Source organism: Bibersteinia trehalosi USDA-ARS-USMARC-188 (genome assembly GCF_000521725.1).
Taxonomy (GTDB): domain Bacteria; phylum Pseudomonadota; class Gammaproteobacteria; order Enterobacterales; family Pasteurellaceae; genus Bibersteinia; species Bibersteinia trehalosi.
Genome location: NZ_CP006954.1, coordinates 1,913,299 through 1,932,908 on the forward strand (window position 1 = coordinate 1,913,299; position 19,610 = coordinate 1,932,908).

Annotated in this window: 18 protein-coding genes; 10 read left to right on the forward strand and 8 right to left on the reverse strand. The window is 40.5% G+C overall.

What is annotated here, in order from left to right:
- Positions 1-28: 28 nt before the first annotated feature.
- The 6 genes from accC to F542_RS08695 all read right to left on the reverse strand — a co-directional run bounded on the left by accC (position 29) and on the right by F542_RS08695 (position 5,297).
- Complete coding sequence (gene accC / locus F542_RS08670) at positions 29-1,372, reverse strand: acetyl-CoA carboxylase biotin carboxylase subunit (protein ID WP_015431873.1); 1,344 nt, start codon at positions 1,370-1,372, stop codon at positions 29-31.
- Positions 1,373-1,487: 115 nt separating this feature from the next.
- Positions 1,488-1,955: an acetyl-CoA carboxylase biotin carboxyl carrier protein gene (gene accB, locus F542_RS08675; RefSeq protein WP_015431872.1), complete on the reverse strand. Its 468-nt coding sequence runs from the start codon at positions 1,953-1,955 to the stop codon at positions 1,488-1,490.
- Between the two features lie 166 nt (positions 1,956-2,121).
- Entirely contained in the window at positions 2,122-3,174 is a 1,053-nt protein-coding gene (locus tag F542_RS08680) for an ABC transporter substrate-binding protein (protein ID WP_231504926.1), read from the reverse strand.
- Between the two features lie 54 nt (positions 3,175-3,228).
- Positions 3,229-3,669 (reverse strand): type II 3-dehydroquinate dehydratase, encoded by a 441-nt coding sequence (gene aroQ / locus F542_RS08685; protein ID WP_015431870.1) that lies wholly within the window; start codon positions 3,667-3,669, stop codon positions 3,229-3,231.
- A complete protein-coding gene (arsC, locus tag F542_RS08690; protein ID WP_025267331.1) occupies positions 3,666-4,007 on the reverse strand; it encodes an arsenate reductase (glutaredoxin) in 342 nt (113 codons plus the stop codon). The genes aroQ and arsC overlap by 4 nt, the downstream gene beginning before the upstream one ends.
- A complete protein-coding gene (locus F542_RS08695; RefSeq protein WP_015431868.1) occupies positions 4,008-5,297 on the reverse strand; it encodes a hemolysin family protein in 1,290 nt (429 codons plus the stop codon).
- A gap of 189 nt (positions 5,298-5,486) precedes the next feature.
- Here F542_RS08695 and ald point away from each other — a divergent pair, with 189 nt between their 5' ends.
- The 3 genes from ald (at position 5,487) to F542_RS08710 (ending at position 9,632) form a co-directional block, all read left to right on the forward strand.
- Positions 5,487-6,602 carry an alanine dehydrogenase gene (gene ald, locus F542_RS08700; protein ID WP_015431867.1) on the forward strand — a complete coding sequence of 372 codons (1,116 nt, stop codon included), beginning with the start codon at positions 5,487-5,489 and terminating at the stop codon, positions 6,600-6,602.
- Between the two features lie 84 nt (positions 6,603-6,686).
- Entirely contained in the window at positions 6,687-8,042 is a 1,356-nt protein-coding gene (locus F542_RS08705) for a sodium-dependent transporter (protein WP_015431866.1), read from the forward strand.
- A gap of 159 nt (positions 8,043-8,201) precedes the next feature.
- Positions 8,202-9,632 carry an SPFH domain-containing protein gene (locus F542_RS08710; RefSeq protein WP_025267332.1) on the forward strand — a complete coding sequence of 477 codons (1,431 nt, stop codon included), beginning with the start codon at positions 8,202-8,204 and terminating at the stop codon, positions 9,630-9,632.
- Between the two features lie 81 nt (positions 9,633-9,713).
- Here F542_RS08710 and dapD read toward each other — a convergent pair whose 3' ends face one another.
- Complete coding sequence (gene dapD / locus F542_RS08715; RefSeq protein ID WP_025267333.1) at positions 9,714-10,538, reverse strand: 2,3,4,5-tetrahydropyridine-2,6-dicarboxylate N-succinyltransferase; 825 nt, start codon at positions 10,536-10,538, stop codon at positions 9,714-9,716.
- 191 nt (positions 10,539-10,729) lie between these two features.
- On the opposite strand from dapD, the gene yceD reads away from it, so the two are divergent.
- Genes yceD through plsX form a run of 3 tightly spaced genes read left to right on the forward strand, consistent with a single transcriptional unit; the run spans position 10,730 to position 12,495 of the window.
- Entirely contained in the window at positions 10,730-11,251 is a 522-nt protein-coding gene (gene yceD, locus F542_RS08720) for a 23S rRNA accumulation protein YceD (protein WP_015431863.1), read from the forward strand.
- 23 nt (positions 11,252-11,274) lie between these two features.
- Positions 11,275-11,436, forward strand: coding sequence for a 50S ribosomal protein L32 (rpmF, locus tag F542_RS08725; RefSeq protein ID WP_015431862.1), 162 nt, complete (start codon positions 11,275-11,277; stop codon positions 11,434-11,436).
- A gap of 24 nt (positions 11,437-11,460) precedes the next feature.
- Positions 11,461-12,495, forward strand: coding sequence for a phosphate acyltransferase PlsX (gene plsX, locus F542_RS08730; RefSeq protein WP_025267334.1), 1,035 nt, complete (start codon positions 11,461-11,463; stop codon positions 12,493-12,495).
- Here plsX and F542_RS08735 read toward each other — a convergent pair.
- The gene (locus tag F542_RS08735) at positions 12,473-12,862 is read right to left on the reverse strand and encodes a MerR family DNA-binding protein (RefSeq protein ID WP_015431860.1); all 390 of its coding nucleotides are present in this window, start codon (positions 12,860-12,862) and stop codon (positions 12,473-12,475) included. The two genes, plsX and F542_RS08735, sit on opposite strands and share 23 nt — an antisense overlap.
- A gap of 170 nt (positions 12,863-13,032) precedes the next feature.
- Here F542_RS08735 and F542_RS11015 point away from each other — a divergent pair, with 170 nt between their 5' ends.
- From F542_RS11015 to F542_RS08750, 4 genes are all read left to right on the forward strand, one after another.
- Positions 13,033-13,173 carry a hypothetical protein gene (locus tag F542_RS11015; protein ID WP_015431859.1) on the forward strand — a complete coding sequence of 47 codons (141 nt, stop codon included), beginning with the start codon at positions 13,033-13,035 and terminating at the stop codon, positions 13,171-13,173.
- A 133-nt stretch (positions 13,174-13,306) separates the two neighbouring features.
- Positions 13,307-14,257: a zinc ABC transporter substrate-binding protein ZnuA gene (gene znuA, locus F542_RS08740; protein ID WP_025267335.1), complete on the forward strand. Its 951-nt coding sequence runs from the start codon at positions 13,307-13,309 to the stop codon at positions 14,255-14,257.
- Positions 14,258-14,328: 71 nt separating this feature from the next.
- Entirely contained in the window at positions 14,329-14,838 is a 510-nt protein-coding gene (locus F542_RS08745) for a DUF805 domain-containing protein (RefSeq protein ID WP_025267336.1), read from the forward strand.
- A 197-nt stretch (positions 14,839-15,035) separates the two neighbouring features.
- Positions 15,036-19,547: a S6 family peptidase gene (locus tag F542_RS08750; protein ID WP_025267337.1), complete on the forward strand. Its 4,512-nt coding sequence runs from the start codon at positions 15,036-15,038 to the stop codon at positions 19,545-19,547.
- Positions 19,548-19,610: the final 63 nt, after the last annotated feature.

The following is a 19,610-nucleotide window of genomic DNA, read 5'->3' on the forward strand; positions in this document are numbered from 1 at the left end:
TCTTCTTTTGCAAAATCAGGCTTAGGCATTATTTCAAGCCTAGTTTCTTCTCTAAATAGTGAATATTTGTGCCGCCCTTACGGAAATTCTCATCACTTAAAATTTTATCATGCAATGGAATATTGGTTTTGATACCTTCAATAATGCTTTCTGACAACGCATTTTGCATACGTGCAATCGCAATATCGCGATTTTCAGCATAAGTAATCAATTTACCAATCATTGAATCATAATGTGGTGGTACAGAATAACCGGCATAAATGTGTGAATCCCAACGAACACCTAATCCCCCTGGAGTATGTAATCGATTGATTTTACCTGGTGATGGCAAGAAGGTATTTGGATCTTCTGCATTAATGCGGCATTCAATCGCGTGGCCACGCACTTTAATATCTTCCTGCTTAATTGAAAGTGGCAAGCCCGCAGCAACGCGTAATTGTTCTTTAACCAAATCAACACCAGTAATCATCTCTGTCACAGGATGCTCTACCTGTAAGCGGGTGTTCATTTCAATAAAGTAAAATTCTCCATTCTCGTATAAGAATTCAAATGTACCTGCACCACGATAGCCGATTTCTTTACATGCGTTGGCACAACGCTCACCGATATATTTACGCAGTTCCTCAGTAATACCAGGAGCTGGAGCTTCCTCCACCACCTTTTGGTGGCGACGTTGCATAGAGCAATCACGTTCAGCTAAGTAAACCGCATTTCCATGGGTATCGGCAAGAACTTGAATTTCAATATGGCGTGGATTTTCTAAATATTTTTCCATATACACCATATCATTATTAAATGCCGCTTTTGCTTCTGCTTTCGTCATTGCAATAGATTCTTCTAGATCGGCTTCGTTATGTACTACTCGCATACCACGGCCACCACCGCCACCTGAAGCTTTAATAATCACTGGATAGCCAATACGTTTTGCGATCTCTTTATTTTTTGTTGCATCATTGCCTACCGGACCATCAGAACCCGGTACACAAGGTACGCCCGCTTTTTTCATCGCATTAATCGCAGAAACTTTATCCCCCATTAAGCGGATAACGTCAGCAGTTGGACCAATAAAAATAAAACCAGACTGCTCAACCTGCTCAGCAAAATCTGCATTCTCAGATAAAAAGCCATAACCAGGGTGAATTGCATCTGCACCGGTCACTTCTGCAGCAGCAATAATTGCTGGAATATTTAAATAACTTTTAGTAGAAGGTGCAGGGCCAATACAAATCGTTTCATCAGCAAGTAAAACGTGTTTGAGTTCTCGGTCAGCAGTAGAATGAACAGCAACAGTTTTAATACCTAACTCGCGGCAAGCGCGCAGGACACGCAAAGCAATTTCACCACGGTTAGCAATCACAACTTTTTCTAACATAGGGGTTTCCTTTTAAATGGAACATTGAAAATTGAAAATGGATAATGACAAGCGCCCAAATTTCAAACGAAATTTGCAAATTGTCGATTATCCATTCCCCTTTTATTTCATAAAATTATTCAATAACGAACAGTTTTTGATCAAATTCAACCGCTTCACCATCATTGACTAAAATTGCTTTAACCACGCCTGCTTTGTCAGATTCGATACGGTTCATCATCTTCATCGCTTCTACGATACAGAGCGTGTCGCCAGCTTTCACTGTTTGACCAACTTCAACGAATGGAGCAGCCTCTGGGCTTGGACTACGGTAGAAAGTGCCTACCATTGGCGAAAGAATTGCATGTCCGCTCACTTCAGCACTTGGCGCAGAAGCTGCCTGTGGTGCACTAGCTGCTGGTGCAGCCGCTGCAACAGGTGCTACGGCAGGTGCAGCTTGCGGTGCTGCAACATATTGTACCGCAGGGGCTGCTGGAGCCGCACGACTAATACGCACAGTACCCTCTTCTTCAGTCACTTCTAATTCAGTGATACCTGATTCTTCAACTAATTCAATAAGTTTTTTAATTTTGCGAATATCCATAATGAGATCCGTAGTAAATGCTAAAAATGAAAATAGAAAATCAGTGCTAAAAAAGCACTGATTAAAATCTTGCGTAGATTACCCGAATTTCGGCAATTTTGCGATAAAAATCTTACAAAATGCGTGAAAATCGACAGAATTTGGTACTCATCGTATCAGTTAATTACTATTTGATTTTAACTTCTTTGAGCCATTTCTCGGTTAAACGCTTACCTTCTTCACTTGTCCCAAAACGATCAAAATCCATTTTAATTAGATTTAATGTTTTTGGATCGACCGATTGTGGTGCTGCCTCAGCATTGACATTCGTTGGCAGTTGGTAAACACCGACTTCACGCCATGGAATTTCTTGCGCCTCAACCCCTAATACCCAATCAATAAACAATTTTGCATTATCTAAATTGCGTGAGCCTTTGATGATACTTGCCCCACCTAACGAGTAACTATCCGCCTCACAAGGCAAGATTGCTTCAACTGGTGCGCCATTTTCTTTTTCTGTGGCATAGTTATGGATAAAACCAACGCTTAATGCACTTTCACCACGAGCAAGATTTGAAGTCACTTGCGCACTTTTTACATATTGTGAAACATTTGCATCAAGCTGTTTCAAAAATTCAAATGCTTTATCTTCACCCCATAATTGAATCAATGTGGCAATTGCAGTATAAGTCGTGCCAGATAATTGGGGATCTGCCAGTTGAATATGCCCTTTTAATTGTGGATGAGTCAAATCTTTCCAACAGCGTGGATACTCCTTAATCCCTAATTTAGCGAAGACTTCTGTATTTACGCCAAAGCCAAGCACTAGCATATAAATAATCGAGGTAAAATCGCCTTTTTTCTCCAGCAATGTTTTAAATTGAGGTAGGGTCTCTTGCTGCATCGGTGAACGATATTTTTCTAATAGCGATAAATCTGCTGCTTGGAAATGCTGCTCAATTGTTCCACCATACCAAACATCCGCCTGAGGATTATTTTGCTCAGCTTTAATTTTAGAAAGTGTAGCCCCCGTGCTATTACGCACAAATTTCGCATCCACATTATATTTTTTCGCAAATGTCTGGGTAATTTTTTCACAGGTTGCATTTTGTGCACTGCAATAAATAGTCAGCTTGCCTTCGGCTTGAGCATTATTTGCCAAGCTCGTGAATGCCAAACAAGCGCTAAGCAAGCTAACCCTCTTCTTTAACCCAAATTTCCTCGCCATGTTGTGTTTCATATTTGTTCCCCATTTGTTAATCATTGTTAAAAAATGGCGGAATATACAAGAATTTTACCGTTTTTCCAACTGTTTCAATGCAAAGTCTAAGGCGTATTCATAACCTTGTGCGCCTAAGCCACAAATAACGCCTTTAGCAATATCGCTTAGATAAGAATGATGACGGAAAGACTCGCGAGCATGTACATTCGAAAGATGAATTTCAACAAAAGGGATTGCTACAGATAGCAAAGCATCACGCAACGCAACACTAGTGTGCGTAAATGCCGCTGGATTGATGAGAATAAAATCGACTTTCTGGAAAGCTTGATGAATGCGATTAATTAAGGCCTCTTCACTATTTGATTGAAAATAGTCTAATGCCACACCTCGCTCTGCCGCACATTGCTGGAGATGCTGTTCAATGTCTGCCAGCGTCTGTGAACCATAAATTTCTGGCTCTCTTTTGCCCAGCATATTTAAATTTGGCCCATTGAGTAATAGGATTTTTTTCATAATAACTCCTTAACCAATTCAGGTGGTCTGCAAAATTTTGTGCCTTTTCGACCGCTTGCAAACGGGCGATTGAGCAGCTTGGGGTGTGCGGCAATCAGAGCAATAATTTGCTCTTGGGATAAATTTTTATCTTTAATTAATGTTTTATATTCGTCTGTTTCTGTACGAAGTGCTTGTTCAAGCATAATGCCGCTATCATGAATAAGACGAGCAATTGTTGTTTGATCTAATGGTACTTTAAGGTATTCAACAATCTCAACTTCAATGCCATGTTGCTGCAAAATTGCCAACGTTTCCCGCGATTTGGAACATTTAGGGTTGTGGTAAAGTGTAATCATTCAATTTTCTCCCTGCTTAGAAACCATCAACTGATCAATCTTAAAATTCTCTGTATCAATAATTTCAAATTTATAATTGGCGTACAGCACAAAATCCGTTTTTTTCGGGATTTTACGTAACATATACATCATAAAGCCGCCAATAGTTTCGTAGTTCTCTGAATGCGGAAACTCGTTAATTTCTAATGCTCTCATGACATCTTCTAAAGGTGTTGCACCATCAATCAACCACGAATTTTCATCACGTTGAACTATTTGTTCTTCTTCGTTAGAGACAAGCTCCCCCATCACGATACTCATTACATCATTTAAAGTAACAATCCCCACCACTAACGCATATTCATTAATAATGACAGCAAAATCCTCACCAGAAGACTTAAATAGCTCCAACACCTCGTAAAGTGAAAGTGTATCTGGAATATATAAGGCTTTGCGGAGTAATTTATTGTCAGTAAGCGAAACCTGTTCTTCCTGTAAATAGCGCGTAAGCAAAGTATGGGATTCTACATAGCCTAAAATTTTATCTAAGCTGCTATCACAAATAATGACTTTAGAATGAGAATTTTCTCTTAAGGTATCAAGAATTTGTTGGCGAGTATAAGCTTTATCTAAGTAAACGATATTCTCACGCGTCGTCATGGTAGAAGTCACCGTACGCTGTTGCATATCAAAAATATTTTCGATCAAATATTGTTCTTGGGTTTTCAATACGCCAGCCTCAGCTCCCGCATCAACAATCGCAATAATGTCATCAGAGGTCATGGTGTCTTCGCGCTCAGTTGAAATACGCAGTAAGCGGAATAAGCCATTCGCAATCGTATTAAAAAACAACACAAACGGCTTAAGTAAGGTAATGCTGACGGTCATCACATTCACCAGCTTTAAAGCAACTTTTTCAGGATTTGCCATTGCTAAGCGTTTTGGCATTAAATCTGCCAAAATAATAAATGCCACCGTAACCACACCAAAAGCGATCCAAGAAGAAGCACTCTCCACCCAAGCCGCTTGGCTATATTGCTGTAAAAAACGTTGTACATAAATGGTCAAAGAGCTTTCTCCGAGCATACCGCCAAGAATTGCAACCATATTCAAACCAATCTGCACAACGGTAATAAACTGCCCTGGCTGTTCTTGCAATTTAAGCAGTTTTTCAGCCCGCTTGTCGCCTTCATTTGCCAGATTTTGCAGTTTGATTTTTCTTGCTCCAGCAAGGGATATTTCTGCCGATGAGATGATTCCGCTGAGAATAATCAGCAATGCCAATACAATAAAAAATTCAAAAAGTCCCATTTTTTTGCCTAAATATAAAACTTTGTAAAAAAAATGTTAAGTGAATCACATTTTTTTGTCTGAGCTATCTTTTATAATTCGCCAATATTGCTAGTTAAATTATCGACAAACCCTAAATGAAAAGCAGGATTATTGCATATTTTAGTAGCAATATCATCAAGCCCTTAAATCTAACATAAGGAGATCTCTATGATCATCGGATGCCCAAAAGAAGTGAAAGTGCAAGAGTATCGAGTTGGATTAACTCCTGCCAATGTGAAAAGCTACGTTGAAGCTGGTCATACCGTTTATATTGAAAAAGATGCAGGTGCTGCTATTGGTTTTTCTGACAAACTGTATCAAGAAGCAGGAGCAATTATTAGTGATAAAGCAACACTCTTTGCTCACAGTGAAATGATCATCAAAGTAAAAGAGCCGATAGAATGTGAATATGATTTCTTCCGAGAGGGACAAACCCTTTATACCTACCTACATTTAGCCGCAGATCAAGCTCTCACGGACATGTTGCTGGCGAAAAAAATTAAAGCCATCGCCTATGAAACCATCAAAACTCCAGCTGGATTACCTTGCTTAACCCCGATGAGCCAAATTGCAGGACGTTTGGCAACACTAGAGGCAGCAAAATTTATCCAGAAAAAATACGGTGGCTTAGGGTTATTGCTAAGTGGTACTGCTGGTACCCCAAAAGCAAAAGTTGTGATTTTAGGTGGTGGTGTTGTTGGTGTGAATGCAGCACAAATTGCGGTAGGTATTGGTGCAGACGTAACAATTTTAGATATTAACGCCGCACGCCTTGCCTATTTAGATCACATGTTTGGTATGAAAGTAACAACATTAACAAGTTCACGAGGCAATATTGAAAGCTGTTTAAGAAATGCTGATGTTGTGATTGGTGCGGTGTTAATTCCTGGTGCTAAAGCACCACATTTAGTCCGTAAAGCCGATCTTAAATTACTCAAAAAAGGGGCGGTATTAGTTGATGTGGCTATCGACCAAGGCGGATGTTTTGAAACATCTCATCCAACTACGCATGATGATCCAATCTATTTAGTTGATGATATCGTACATTATTGTGTCGCGAATATGCCTGGTAGCGTACCAAGAACTTCGACCCTAGGCTTAACCGATGCGACCCTTGAATTTGGTCTGAAAATTGCAGAGCTCGGCGTGAAACAGGCTTGCTTGGTAGATAATGCGATTTTAGAAGGCTTGAATACCTATGAAGGTAAATGCACCTTCAAAGGGGTCTCTGATGCCTTTGGTTATGCTTATACACCAGCAAAAGACGCATTATCATTAGGATAATCTTAAAATTTATTAGATAATACCGCTCTTTTTCCCCTAATTTGCAGTAGAGTTAGGGGAATTTTTATCAAAAAGAGGTAACTTATGAGTACAAAAGAACAAAGACTCTCTTGGTCGAGCCGCTTAACTTATGTGCTAACGGTGGCTGGGGCGACTGTTGGTTTTGGCGCGACATGGCGTTTTCCGTATTTAGTAGGAGAAAACGGCGGCGGCGCTTACGTATTACTATTCTGTATTGCAATGATTGTGATCGGCATTCCAATGATTTTAGTGGAAAATGTTATCGGTCGTCGTTTGCAACTTAACTCAATTGATGCTTTTGGCGGTACTGCAAATGGCAAAGAAATCCACAAGGGTTGGAAAATACTCGGCTTAATGGGTTTACTCGGTGCTTTTGGTATTCTTGCTTACTATATGGTACTTGGCGGTTGGGTACTCACTTATATTGGCGCACTAATCAGTGGCGGTTTAGATCTTTCAACCCCAGTTAATCCAGAATTAACCGCACAATTCTATAATGACCATATCCAAAATGATCCACTCATGATTCTTTGCTACACTGGTGTATTTGTACTTGCCAACTACTTTATTCTCGCTCGCGGTATCGTTGATGGCATTGAGCGTGCAGTGAAATTCCTAATGCCATTGCTTTTTGTTTTTCTCATCGTAATGGTTATCCGCAATATTACCCTACCAGGTGCTGCGCAAGGGATCGAATTTTACCTTTTACCCGATTTCTCCAAAATTACTCCACAGCTCTTTATTAAAGTCTTAGGTCAGGTCTTCTTTGCATTAAGTTTGGGCTTTGGTGTACTAATTACACTTTCTAGCTACTTAGATAAAAAAGAAAACTTAGTGAAAACAGCCACGATTACAGGTGTAGTCAATACCTTAATTGCAGTCGCAGCCGGCTTTATGATCTTCCCATCACTCTTTACCTTTGGTATTGAGCCTACAGCAGGCCCCGCACTAGTATTCCAAAGCCTACCGATAGTATTCTCTAATATGTGGGGCGGCACTGTCTTTGCTACGATCTTCTTTAGCCTATTGGTAGTCGCCGCATTAACGACTTCAATCACCATTTACGAAGTACTGATTACCGCTTTAGTTGAGAAAGCGAAAATTTCACGTAAAAGAGCCATTGCACTCGTACTGGGTGGCATTTTTGTTGTAGGCAATATTCCTTCTGTGCTGGGTGATAATCTATGGCAAGATATTCGCATTATGGGTATGAGCATCTTTGATGCGTTCGACTATATCAGTGGCAATATTCTATTTGTACTCACTGCATTAGGTAGCGCCATTTTTGTGGGCTATGTATTAAAAGATGAAGCGAAAAAAGAACTTGGCGCCAGTGAAGGTTTTACAAAAGTTTGGTTTAACTATGTGCGTTACGTCATTCCTGTCATTATTAGCGTGATCTTCATTAGCTCGCTCTAAATAAATGGCAATATTAAAAGGCAAATCTTGATTGATTTGCCTTTTTCATTTCACATACAAGCGGTAGAAAATTCAGCTTTTTTGCAAAATTTTGCTAGAAAATCACCGCTTGTTCACTTAAAGTGTGAATTGTTCTTATTCATAACAAAGGAGAGCTCCATGCAGTTTTATACACTACTTACGATCATTGGCATTATTGCCCTCGTGGTTATTACCTTATTAGTTGCCTTACTCTTCCGCCGCGTAGTCAAAACAAATGAGGTGCATATTGTTCAATCAGGGGGTAAAACAACCTCTTATGGCAAAGACACAGGCAATGGCAACGTTTATTACGCCTTCCCATCTTGGTTACCACTTATTGGGGTAAGTACCATTGTATTGCCCGTTTCCGTGTTCTCCATAAAAATTGATAATTACGAAGCTTATGATTTAGAACGTTTACCCTTTGTTGTAGACATCACCGCATTTTTCCGTGTCGCCGATTCCAATCTAGCTGCACAGCGGGTTTCAGACTTCCACGATATGAATATTCAACTTGTTGATATTATTCAAGGCTCTGTACGTTCCATTCTCTCTAGCCGCAATTTAAACGATATTTTGCAAGTGCGCTCTGAACTGGGAGATGACTTCACGCTTGCAGTAAAAGAACAGCTGAAAAACTGGGGAATTGAGCCAGTTAAAAATATTGAATTAATGGATATTCGTGATAGTGGTGGTTCGAAAGTTATCTTCAATATTATGGAAATTAAAAAATCCTTTATTGAAAAAGAGAGCCGTGTTGAAGTGGCACGTAACCAAAAAGAAGCCCAAATTGCCGAAATTGAAGCGAAAAAAGAGGCTGATGTAAAACGTCAAGAAGCTGAGAAAGAAGTAGGCTTAAAAACCGTTGAAAATCAACGTGAAGTTGCAGTTTCTAATGAACAAGCACAGCAACTAGTGAAACAACAAGAAAAAATCACTAAAGAACGTGAAATGGAAGTAAAACGGGTGGCCGAAATTAAGCAAGCAGAGATCGAAAAAGACGTAGAAATCGTGAAAGCTGATCAAGACAAACGCACCCAAGAAATCAAAGCTGAAGCTAACCGTAATGCCCTGATTATTGACTCCGAAGCTGAGAAACAGCATCAAATTCTCGTTGCAGAAGGGGAAAAACAGAAAGCATTCTTAGAGGCAGAAGCTTTACTTGAAACAAAAGATAAAGAGGCTCAAGGTATTGCCAAAATCGGGGCGGCAGAAGCCGAAGCCAAACAGAAATTGGAGATTTCGCTTGTTTCAGGACAAATTGAATTGGCTCGTGAAATTGGAGGTAATGAAGGCTATCAACAATACTTGGTCAGCATACGCCAAATTGAGGCTAACCAAGCCATCGGCATAGAGCAAGCAAAAGCATTGTCTCACTCCGATATGAAATTTATCATCAATGATGAGCGTGTAGATAAAGGCATTCAGCGTGTTGGCGAACTCTTTAGCTCCACTGGCGGTACAAAAATTGCAGCAACTTTAGAAGGCTTAAATCAATCGGAATTAGGTAAAGCTCTTATCAGTAAATTTTTAGGTAATCACCCTGATAAACCACAAGACGAGGCATAATTTTGCAAAAAAATACTTAAAATAAACCGCTTGTAAACATAAAAAATCCCCGCACTTTAGCGGGGATCTCTACGTTAATGATTACTCATCAATAGAACGTAATAAATCGTTTAAGCCCACTTTGCTTAAGGTTTTCTCATCGACTTTCTTCACGATTACCGCACAGTAAAGGTTGTGTGAACCATCTTTTGATGGAAGAGAACCAGATACGACCACAGAGCCTGCAGGAACACGACCATAGTGGATTTCGCCGGTTTCGCGATCGTAAATTTTGGTAGATTGGCCAATAAATACACCCATTGAGATCACGCAGTTATCTTCTACAATCACGCCTTCTACGATTTCAGAACGTGCACCGATAAAGCAGTTATCGCCGATGATGGTCGGGTTCGCTTGTAATGGCTCTAATACACCACCGATACCCACGCCACCTGAAAGGTGAACGTTTTTACCGATTTGCGCACAAGAACCAACCGTTACCCAAGTATCCACCATGGTGCCTTCGCCAACGTATGCACCGATGTTCACGAAAGATGGCATTAACACCACGTTTTTCTCGATGTGTGAACCTTTACGCACCACCGCACCTGGCACGGCACGAATACCGTCTGCTTTGAATTGCTCTTCGGTGTAGTTGCCGTATTTGGTTGGTACTTTGTCGTAGAATTTGGTTTCTGCACCGTCAATCACTTCGTTGTCAGCGATACGGAATGAAAGTAATACTGCTTTTTTCACCCATTGGTTTACTACCCACTCGCCATCTTTTTTCTCTGCAACACGTAAAGAACCGTCATCTAAACCTGCGATCACTTGCTCAATTGCAGCTTTAGTTTCTGCATCCACAGTTTTAGGCGTAATTTCTGCACGGCGTTCGAATGCCGCTTCAATAATGTTTTGTAATGACATTGTGCTTCCTTCAAATAGATTTAAACAAAAAAACGGGCAACTTTTTAACATAAAGTCGCTGTAATTGCCATCAAAATTGTTTGATTATTGTAATAAAGTAAAGGAATGCTTGCTGTTCATTCTGGCTATTTTTGTGGAAAATCCGATTTCCCTTTGACTATTGGTAGCGAAATCGGTAAAATTCCGCCCCTATGCAAAAAGTAAAACTCCCTTTAACGATTGATCCATATAAAGACGCGCAACGCCGAATTGACTATAACGGTTATATCTCGGCTGAATTGTTTGAGCGTTTGGATGATGCTGTAACCCGTGTGCAAAGTGATGCTCAGGTAGCATTGTCAGTCTATGTTGATCCGCAACGTCTTACAGTAATTAAAGGTACTGCAAGTATTGATGTGGAATTAGACTGCCAGCGTTGTAGTAATAGTTTTACACAAACATTGAGCTGTGAATTACTTTTCAGCCCAGTAAAGAATATGGATCAGGCAGGCGATTTGCCTGAAATTTATGAACCTATTGAAACTGATTCTTTTGGTGAAGTAAATTTGCTAGAGATGATAGAAGACGAATTCCTTTTATCATTGCCGCTAGTCCCGATGCATGAACTAGAACACTGTGAAGTGTCCGAAGACGAACAGGTTTTCGGTGAGTTGCCAGAAGAACTGGCAAGCAAACCAAATCCGTTCGCCATTTTAGCTAAATTGAAAAATTAAATTTTAATCCTAGGAGAAAGCCCGTGGCTGTTCAACAAAATAAAAAATCTCGTTCACGTCGTGATATGCGTCGTTCTCACGATGCATTAACCACCGCTGCTGTTTCAGTAGATGCTCGTGGTGAAACTCACTTACGTCACCATGTAAGTGCAGACGGTTACTACCGTGGTCGTAAAATCAAATAATCAATTTTCGCTTTGGGGTGAAAATTGAGTCGTCTAACTTTAGCGTTAGATGTAATGGGCGGGGACTTTGGTCCCCGTATTACTATGCCTGCCATACTTAAAGCATTGGAAAAGCATCCAACGCTTGATGTCTTGCTCTGCGGTGACCAATCGCAAATTTCTCTCTATTTTGAACCGCTTGCCGCCGATATTAAAAAGCGCATTCAAATTATCCATACCGATAAAATCATTAATGAGCATGTACCATTTCTACAAGCAATCCGACACAGCCGTGGTAGTTCAATGCGTCTTGCTTTAGAACAAGTGGCTGAAGGCAAAGCCGAAGGTTGCGTAAGCGGCGGAAATACAGGCTTATTGATGGGGTTAGCCAAAAACCTAATTGCCCCACTTCCAAATATCGATCGCCCTGCCTTAACCTCATTGATTCCAACCTTACAAGGTAAATCTAGTGTTATGCTCGATCTTGGAGCAAATGTTGAAGCCGATGAAAAATTACTCTGTCAATTTGCAGAGATGGGCAATGTATTTGCACAAGCTATGCTAAATTTAGTCTATCCACGTATCTCGCTTTTAAACATAGGTACAGAAGAGAATAAAGGCACGCTAACTTTGAAAAATGCAAATCAGCAACTTAAGCAGCAATATCATTTAAACTACCTCGGTTTTATTGAAGGTGATAAGCTGCTGAATAATCTTGCTGATGTGATCGTATGTGATGGTTTTACCGGCAATATTGCCTTAAAAACCTTAGAAGGCACCGCAAAAAATGTGATTACCTTTTTCCGCCATTCAGACGAAAATTCACATATTTGTCTAAAAATTCGTAATGCTTTTTTACGGCTTATTTTTCGTCGCCATTTGCGTAAACTACAGCAGATCAACCCAGATCGCCATAATGGTGCAACCTTGCTCGGATTATCAAAAGTCGTGGTTAAAAGCCATGGTGGAGCCGGAGTAAATGCTTACTACTATGCTATTGAATATGCCCTAAACCAGATCCAACAACAAATTCCGCAACAAATTGCAGGGCACTTGGCTACTTCACCTCAAAACTCATAATCGCACAGCCTGCATTACCGCCACTGAGACAGCTGGTCTCACGCAATTCAAGTAATTTCTCTTTCATTGACTGCAATGCCTCAATCTTTTCAGATAAATCCGCAATATGCTTATCTGTAAAATGTAAAATTTCTTCACAATTATGGCTTGGTGCATCACGGAAAGCCAATAACTCACCAATTTGTGCTAATGAAAAGCCCACCTCTCGTGCATGACGAATAAACCCCAAGCGTTGGATATCTGCCTCAGCATAGGTTCGGTAGTTAGATTCTGTACGGTAGGATGGCTGAATCAATCCCAATTTTTCATAATCGCGAATCTGCTTTGAAGAGAGTCCACAGGCTTTTGCAGCTTGACCAATGTTCATTTTTTATCCTTTTAAACAACCTTTTAAAAAAAGTAGAGAAAAATATTTGACCTTAACCTTAGGTTAATCTTTATGATTTGCGCCGTTCTGATGAGAGCTCTCTCACCACTAGTTAAACACTTTTACGGAGTAATTCAAAATGACAGTAAACAAAGTATATCCAACAGACAATGTACAATGCAAATCTCACCCTTGCCAATGCAGCCCAACTTGTATCTGCGGTCAGAACTGCGGCTGCCCAGAAGGTGAATGCCGTTGTGGTACAACTTGCGACTGCCGTCAAGAAAGTTGCAAAGCATAATTTAATTTAATCAAACAAGCGGTGCATTTTGCAGATTTTTTTGCAAAATGCACCGCTTGTTTGTATGAAAAATCTATGGCTTTTTTATTGATTTCTGCTAATATTTTGCCCACTTTATTCCACATTTTAATTAAGGATATTCTATGTTTAAAAAAAGCCTACTCTCTCTCGCATTATTCAGCGCAGCCAGTATCGCCAATGCTAATGTACTCACAACTATTAAGCCATTAGGGTTTATTTCGGCAGCAATTACTGAAGGTGTAACAGAAACTCAAGTGCTACTCCCGACAAGCGCTTCCCCGCACGACTACAGCCTAAAACCGTCTGATGTAGAAAAACTCAAATCAGCGCAATTAGTCGTATGGGTTGGCGATGAAATGGAAACATTTTTAGAAAAAACCCTTGATAAGCTACCTAAAGAGAAAGTGCTTACACTAGAAGATGTTGAACAAATTAAAACATTAGTTGAAAGCCATAAAAAAGAACATGACGAACATGAACACGAACATGCCCATAAACATGAGCATAAGCATAAGCATGAACATGGACATGATCATGATGAACACCACCATGATCATGATGAAGATTGGCATATCTGGCTTTCTCCTATTGCAAGCGAAACTATCGCTGAACAGATCGCTGAACGTTTAAGCCAACTTATGCCAGAGCATAAAGCAAAAATCGCAGAAAATTTAAGCCACTTCAAAACTGCACTTGCAACCAAGCATGCAGAAATTGAAAAACAACTCACTAGCGCACAAGGCAAGGGTTATTACACATTCCATGATGCTTATCGCTATTTTGAGAGCGCTTATCACCTAAACCCATTAGGCTCATTTACCATTAACCCAAGCGTTGCACCAGGGGCAAAAACCTTAGCAAAAATCAAAAAGCACTTAACAGAACATAAAGCACAATGCTTATTTGCGGAGCCTCAGTTTACACCAAAAGTGATTGAAAGTTTAAGTAAAGGTACTGCCGTACAAGTTGGACAATTGGATCCTCTTGGCGCAAAAATTGAACTAAGCCAAAATGCTTATCCACAGTTCTTACAAAACTTAGCTGACCAATTCAGCCAATGCTTAGCTAAATAAATTAATAGCACGCAGTAACATGCGTGCTATTTTTTTAGAAAATAGCAAAAGTATCTTCAAAGGGAAAAAATATGAGTTGGTTTATTTTAGCATTACGTAATATTTTTAATTTTCAAGGTCGAGCAAGGCGAAAAGAATATGGCTGGTTTATGCTAATCTACTCACTTATTCATTTTGTTTTAGACATTATTGAAATTGCCGCAGAAACATTAAATCTTATTGACTTATTGAAAGTTATGTCTATCGTCAATTTTATTTTGTTCATTTGGTTTGGAATAGTAAGCGTTAGTTTAACAACCAGACGCTTGCATGATGTTGGACACTCAGGGTGGTGGCAACTATTACCGCTTGCATTATCACTCGTTGTAGCGGTATTCACAACAGAAATAGGCACTATCTTTAGCAATAGAGCATTATTAGGTGAAGGGCTTCTTGCTCTTATATTATTAATTTTGCTATTTTACTTTGCATTTTTCATCTACCTCCTTTTCAAAGACGGACAACGTTTTAACAATAAATATGGTGCAGATCCAAAAGCAGTAGAGCTAACTAATAGCCCTCCTATACCAAATCATCAATAATTTTAATTTACTACCAATCTAAACAGGGCAAAATGTATTGTTTTGCCTACTTTAAAAGGCGAATTGTCTTTATTTTCTCATTATTTTGATCATAAAAAGAACACCGCATGAAATATTTTTATATTGCTATTTATCCTATTGTTAAATAATTATTTAACGATAGAATACGCGCCCTTTTTTATGACAATAACATAATAATGAATACAAAAATATTTCCTCTCTCTTACCTTGCCAGCTTAGTTGCCGCAGCGCTTTGCTCTCCCTTATCAGCCTCTGTTTTCAGAGATGATATCGATCTTCAATACTACCGTGATTTTGCGGAGAATAAGGGTAAATTCACCGTTGGTGCAAGTAATATTGAAATTAAAGATAAAAGCGGCAATACATTAGATGCACTCTTCCCAAATGTACCGATGCCAGATTTTAGTGCGGCAAACCGTAACTTAGGGATAGCAACTCTAGTTGCACCGCAATATTTAGTCAGCGTTGCCCATAATACACAATACAATACTGTGGAATTTGGCGCCCCAGGCACTAATGCCGATGCACACCACTACACTTACAAAGTCGTTGATCGTAACGACTATGGAATTGTTGAAGGTGGGCAACATCAAGATTATCAAGTGCCACGTCTCAATAAATTAGTCACTGAGGTCGCACCTGCAACAGTGACTGATCTGGGTAATAATGCTTCAGCCTACCAAGATAGTAGTCGTTTTACTCACTTTGCTCGCTTAGGCTCTGGTCGTCAAATAGTCAAAAATACCGAGCATCAAGATAACCAAATTTCAACATCTTACCAATATTTAACCGGGGGAGTTCATTTACCGATCGCGGTACACAATTCCGATTACTGGTTAGATTTTAGAGGAAATGCATTAAACAATAGCCCATATGGAGCATTAACTGCATTTGGTACTCGTGGTGATAGCGGTTCAGGTGTGTATGGCTACGATCAGAAAACGAAACGCTGGCTACTACTGGCTACTTACACCTTTGGTACGCCTGCAAACAACTACTATAACCGTGCTGGTATTATCCGTCAGGATTATCACGATAAACAGTTTGCTGAAGATATTGCCGGCACATTAACCAATGCGCAACAAAATGCCGTTTTTGAATGGTCTGCACAGGGTAAAGACAGTCGCATTGGTAATAAAGGACAAAACTTAACGGTTTCGCTTGCCGATCGTTCAATTAAAGACAATAGCGCTTCTCCATTAGGCTATGGTGGTACACCTCAGCTACAACTTCCGCAAGACAACACAGGAAAAACCCTAAACATTGAAGGAAAAGATAGCACTATCGTATTGAAAACCGATATTGACCAAGGTGCTGGTGCATTATATTTCAATGCTAATACTACTGTTCGACCTGAAAACGACCAAACTTGGCTTGGTGCCGGGATAGTTGTTGCTAAAGATAAGCAAGTCAACTGGCAAGTCAAAAACCCACAAGGCGACCGTTTATCTAAATTGGGCGAAGGGACACTACATATTAACGGTAAAGGCGAAAACCTTGGTGACATTAGTGTTGGACAAGGCACTGTCATTTTGAACCAACAAGCGGGTGAAAATGGCAAAAAATCTGCATTTAACCAAGTTGGTATTGTGAGCGGCCGTTCAACCGTTGTATTAAACAGTGCTGATCAAGTCGATCCAAATAAGATTTACTTTGGCTTCCGTGGTGGTCGTTTAGATCTCAACGGCAACAACATTGCGTTTAATCGTATTCAAAATAGTGATGATGGTGCGCGTATTGTTAATAATCATCTACAAAAAGCTGCAACACTCACCATTAATGGTCCGAAAGCTCCTGAAGCAACAGACTTAAAATGGGGAACGTGGAAAGAAAACGGTGCTGATATTTATGAATACATTAATCCACGAGCTAATAACCGTACCGATTACTTTACGCTCAAAGGCAATCCAAACCAATATATGCCAACGAATGGCGCAAGTAATGCCCATTGGACCTTCCTGTCTTCTAACAAGGATGCAGCAGTAAAACAAGTACTCGCGCAAAAAGGTCTGGAGCATCGCTACAATAGCTTTAATGGTTTTATTGGCGAAACAGATAACACCCAGCATAACGGTCGTTTGAATGTGGTGTATGATCCAAAAGCCTCTACACCGCTGGCAACTGCCTCTGAAGTAACTTGGGGTAAGGGGCTAGTAGCTGGTGCAGATATTTATCAGTTCACCAATCCGAAAACTAAAATTCGGGAATACTTTGCATTAAAAGGTGATCCAAAACAACCTGTTCCTCGCGGTGGCTTAAGCAGCGAGCATTGGGAATTTTTAGCTGCAGATCGCAATCAAGCGATCAACAAAGTATTAGCCCGTAAAAACGCACCAATAGAGCAAGAAAAGCTCAATAGTATTTATACCTTCTCTGGTGGTTTGAACTTAAACGGCGATCTCACTGTGAAAGGCGGTAAAGTGCTACTTTCCGGCAGACCGACCCCTCACGCTTATGATGTGATCAATAAGCAAGATGTAGTTTATGCCGATGATTGGCAAAATCGTCAATTTAAGGCTGATAATATGCAGCTAAACCAATACGCTCAGCTTTATGTTGGTCGTAATGTCTCAAACCTGCAAGCAAACTTGGCAGCGAATGACCATGCACAGCTACATTTAGGCTTTATCAACGGGCAAACTCCAAGTTGCTACTATTCTGAGTACACCGGTAAAACAAGCTGCGATACACAAGCGGTCGTTTCTGATGAAATTTTTGCAACACTGCCCACAACACAAATTAATGGTGATGTCAGCTTGGCAGCACAGAGCCAATTACACATCGGCAAAGCGAACCTGATTGGCACCATTCAAGCAGCAGCAACAACGAGCATTCGTTTAGCTAACCAAGCAAGCTGGACAAATACTGGGGATAGCTGTACTGGCAATTTAGTGGCAGAAAACGGTTCAACCATCAACCTGAATGAAAAATTTGTAACAGGCGAGATACCGACTCGTTTTAATAAGTTGATTATTGACGGTAATTTCCAAGGTAATGCCAAAATCAACTACTTAACCGATATTGCTGCTGGCAAAGGCGATCACCTACAAGTAAATGGTCTCGCCGAGGGGACTTTCACTCTTGCATTACGCAACAGTGGCAAAGAAGCTGAAGTTGTTAGCCCGTTAAGTTTATTAACTTTAACGCACCACGAGCAAGCCGATAAAGCTAAAGTCTCACTGGAAAATGGTTATGTTGATTTAGGTGCATATCGTTATGTACTGGCAAATCGAAGCAACGACTATCGCTTATACAATCCGTTAAAAGATGCTAAAGATCGGAATCAATCGATTGCAACGGCGAAAGCAGAATTAGACCGTGCTATTGCAGAAGCGGATAAACAAAAACAGGAAATCAGCCGTTTGAACGCAGAAGCCGAGAAAGAGCGCCAAGCAGAGAAAAATGCTAAACAAGCCGCTGCAAACGCACAATCTCAGCTTAGCCAAGCAAATAGCGAATTAACCCGTTTGCAACAATATGCTGATTACTACCGCCGTTACTATCCAACGTATTACCGCCAAATCCAAGGGCAAATTACGACAGCAAAGCAGAAAGTCACACAAGCAAGTGCTGCACTCACTACAGCAGAAAACAATGCTAAAGCAGCCGCTGCGCAAATTGCTAACGTAGAACAAGCGGTTGAAACTGCACAAAATATTGCAAAACAAGTAGAAGCAAAATTAGCTACCTTACGTATAACTGCTGGAAATAGTGAAGCAATTTTAAACGCTGAGGCACTAAAACTTTGCCAAGAGAATGGTGCAAATTGTGAGCATCTACAAGCACACGCAGACACTGACAGTAGTAATATTCAACAAAGCGACTGGGTAAGCCAATATGCCAATACCGCTCTTTCCGAGCTATCGGCACAGGCAAATTCTGCGTTGCAAATCGGGCAAAGCTTAGATCGCCAACTGTTCGCAAAACACGATAAATTCCACGTTTGGAGCAGTATCGAACATCAAAAAACCGAACACAAATCGGATTTATATCGCCCGTATGAGCAACAAACCAACCTCACTCAGTTAGGCGTAGAATTACCACTTGCAAACGGTATCAATGCAGGAGTGGTGCTATCCCGCAACCACGCTAATGCGGAATTTGATGAAGGCGTGAACGGAAAATCTAACTTACTAATGGCAAGCCTATACGGTAAATGGCATTCGGAAAACGGGACTTTCGTCAGCCTAGACGGTAGCTACGGTAAAGCGAAAAACCGTATCGACCTGTTCGGGGAAAACCGCTTTAACCGTCATATTATGGCATTCGGTGCAAATCTAGGGCATAACTTCGACTTAGCCGGAGTACAAGTTCAGCCTGCTGTTGGCGCACGTTATTATCGCTTCAGCGCTCAAGATTACAAACTGGGCGAAGTAGAAGTTCGCAGCCCGAGAGCAAACTTTATGGCATACCAAGCAGGTGTGAAAGTCAGCAAGGCCTTTGACCTCTCTGGCTGGAAAGTTGAACCTAGCCTTGCTGCGCATTATGTTGACGCCAGCAGTAAACGCCTCAGCGTGGCAGTGAATGACAATACCTTTAGCCAACGTTTCGGACGTTATATGAAAACTGAAGTGGGCGTGGGTGTTACAAAAGGTCAATGGCAATTAAGTACTCACCTTGGGCTATTGAAAGGTAACGAAATCGGCAAACAACATTTTGCCGGTTTCAAACTGGGATATAGCTGGTAATTTGCCTTAGGAGTATGCCGACTCCCACTATTAGCATAAAATAAAAAGCGCTAGTCAAAGACT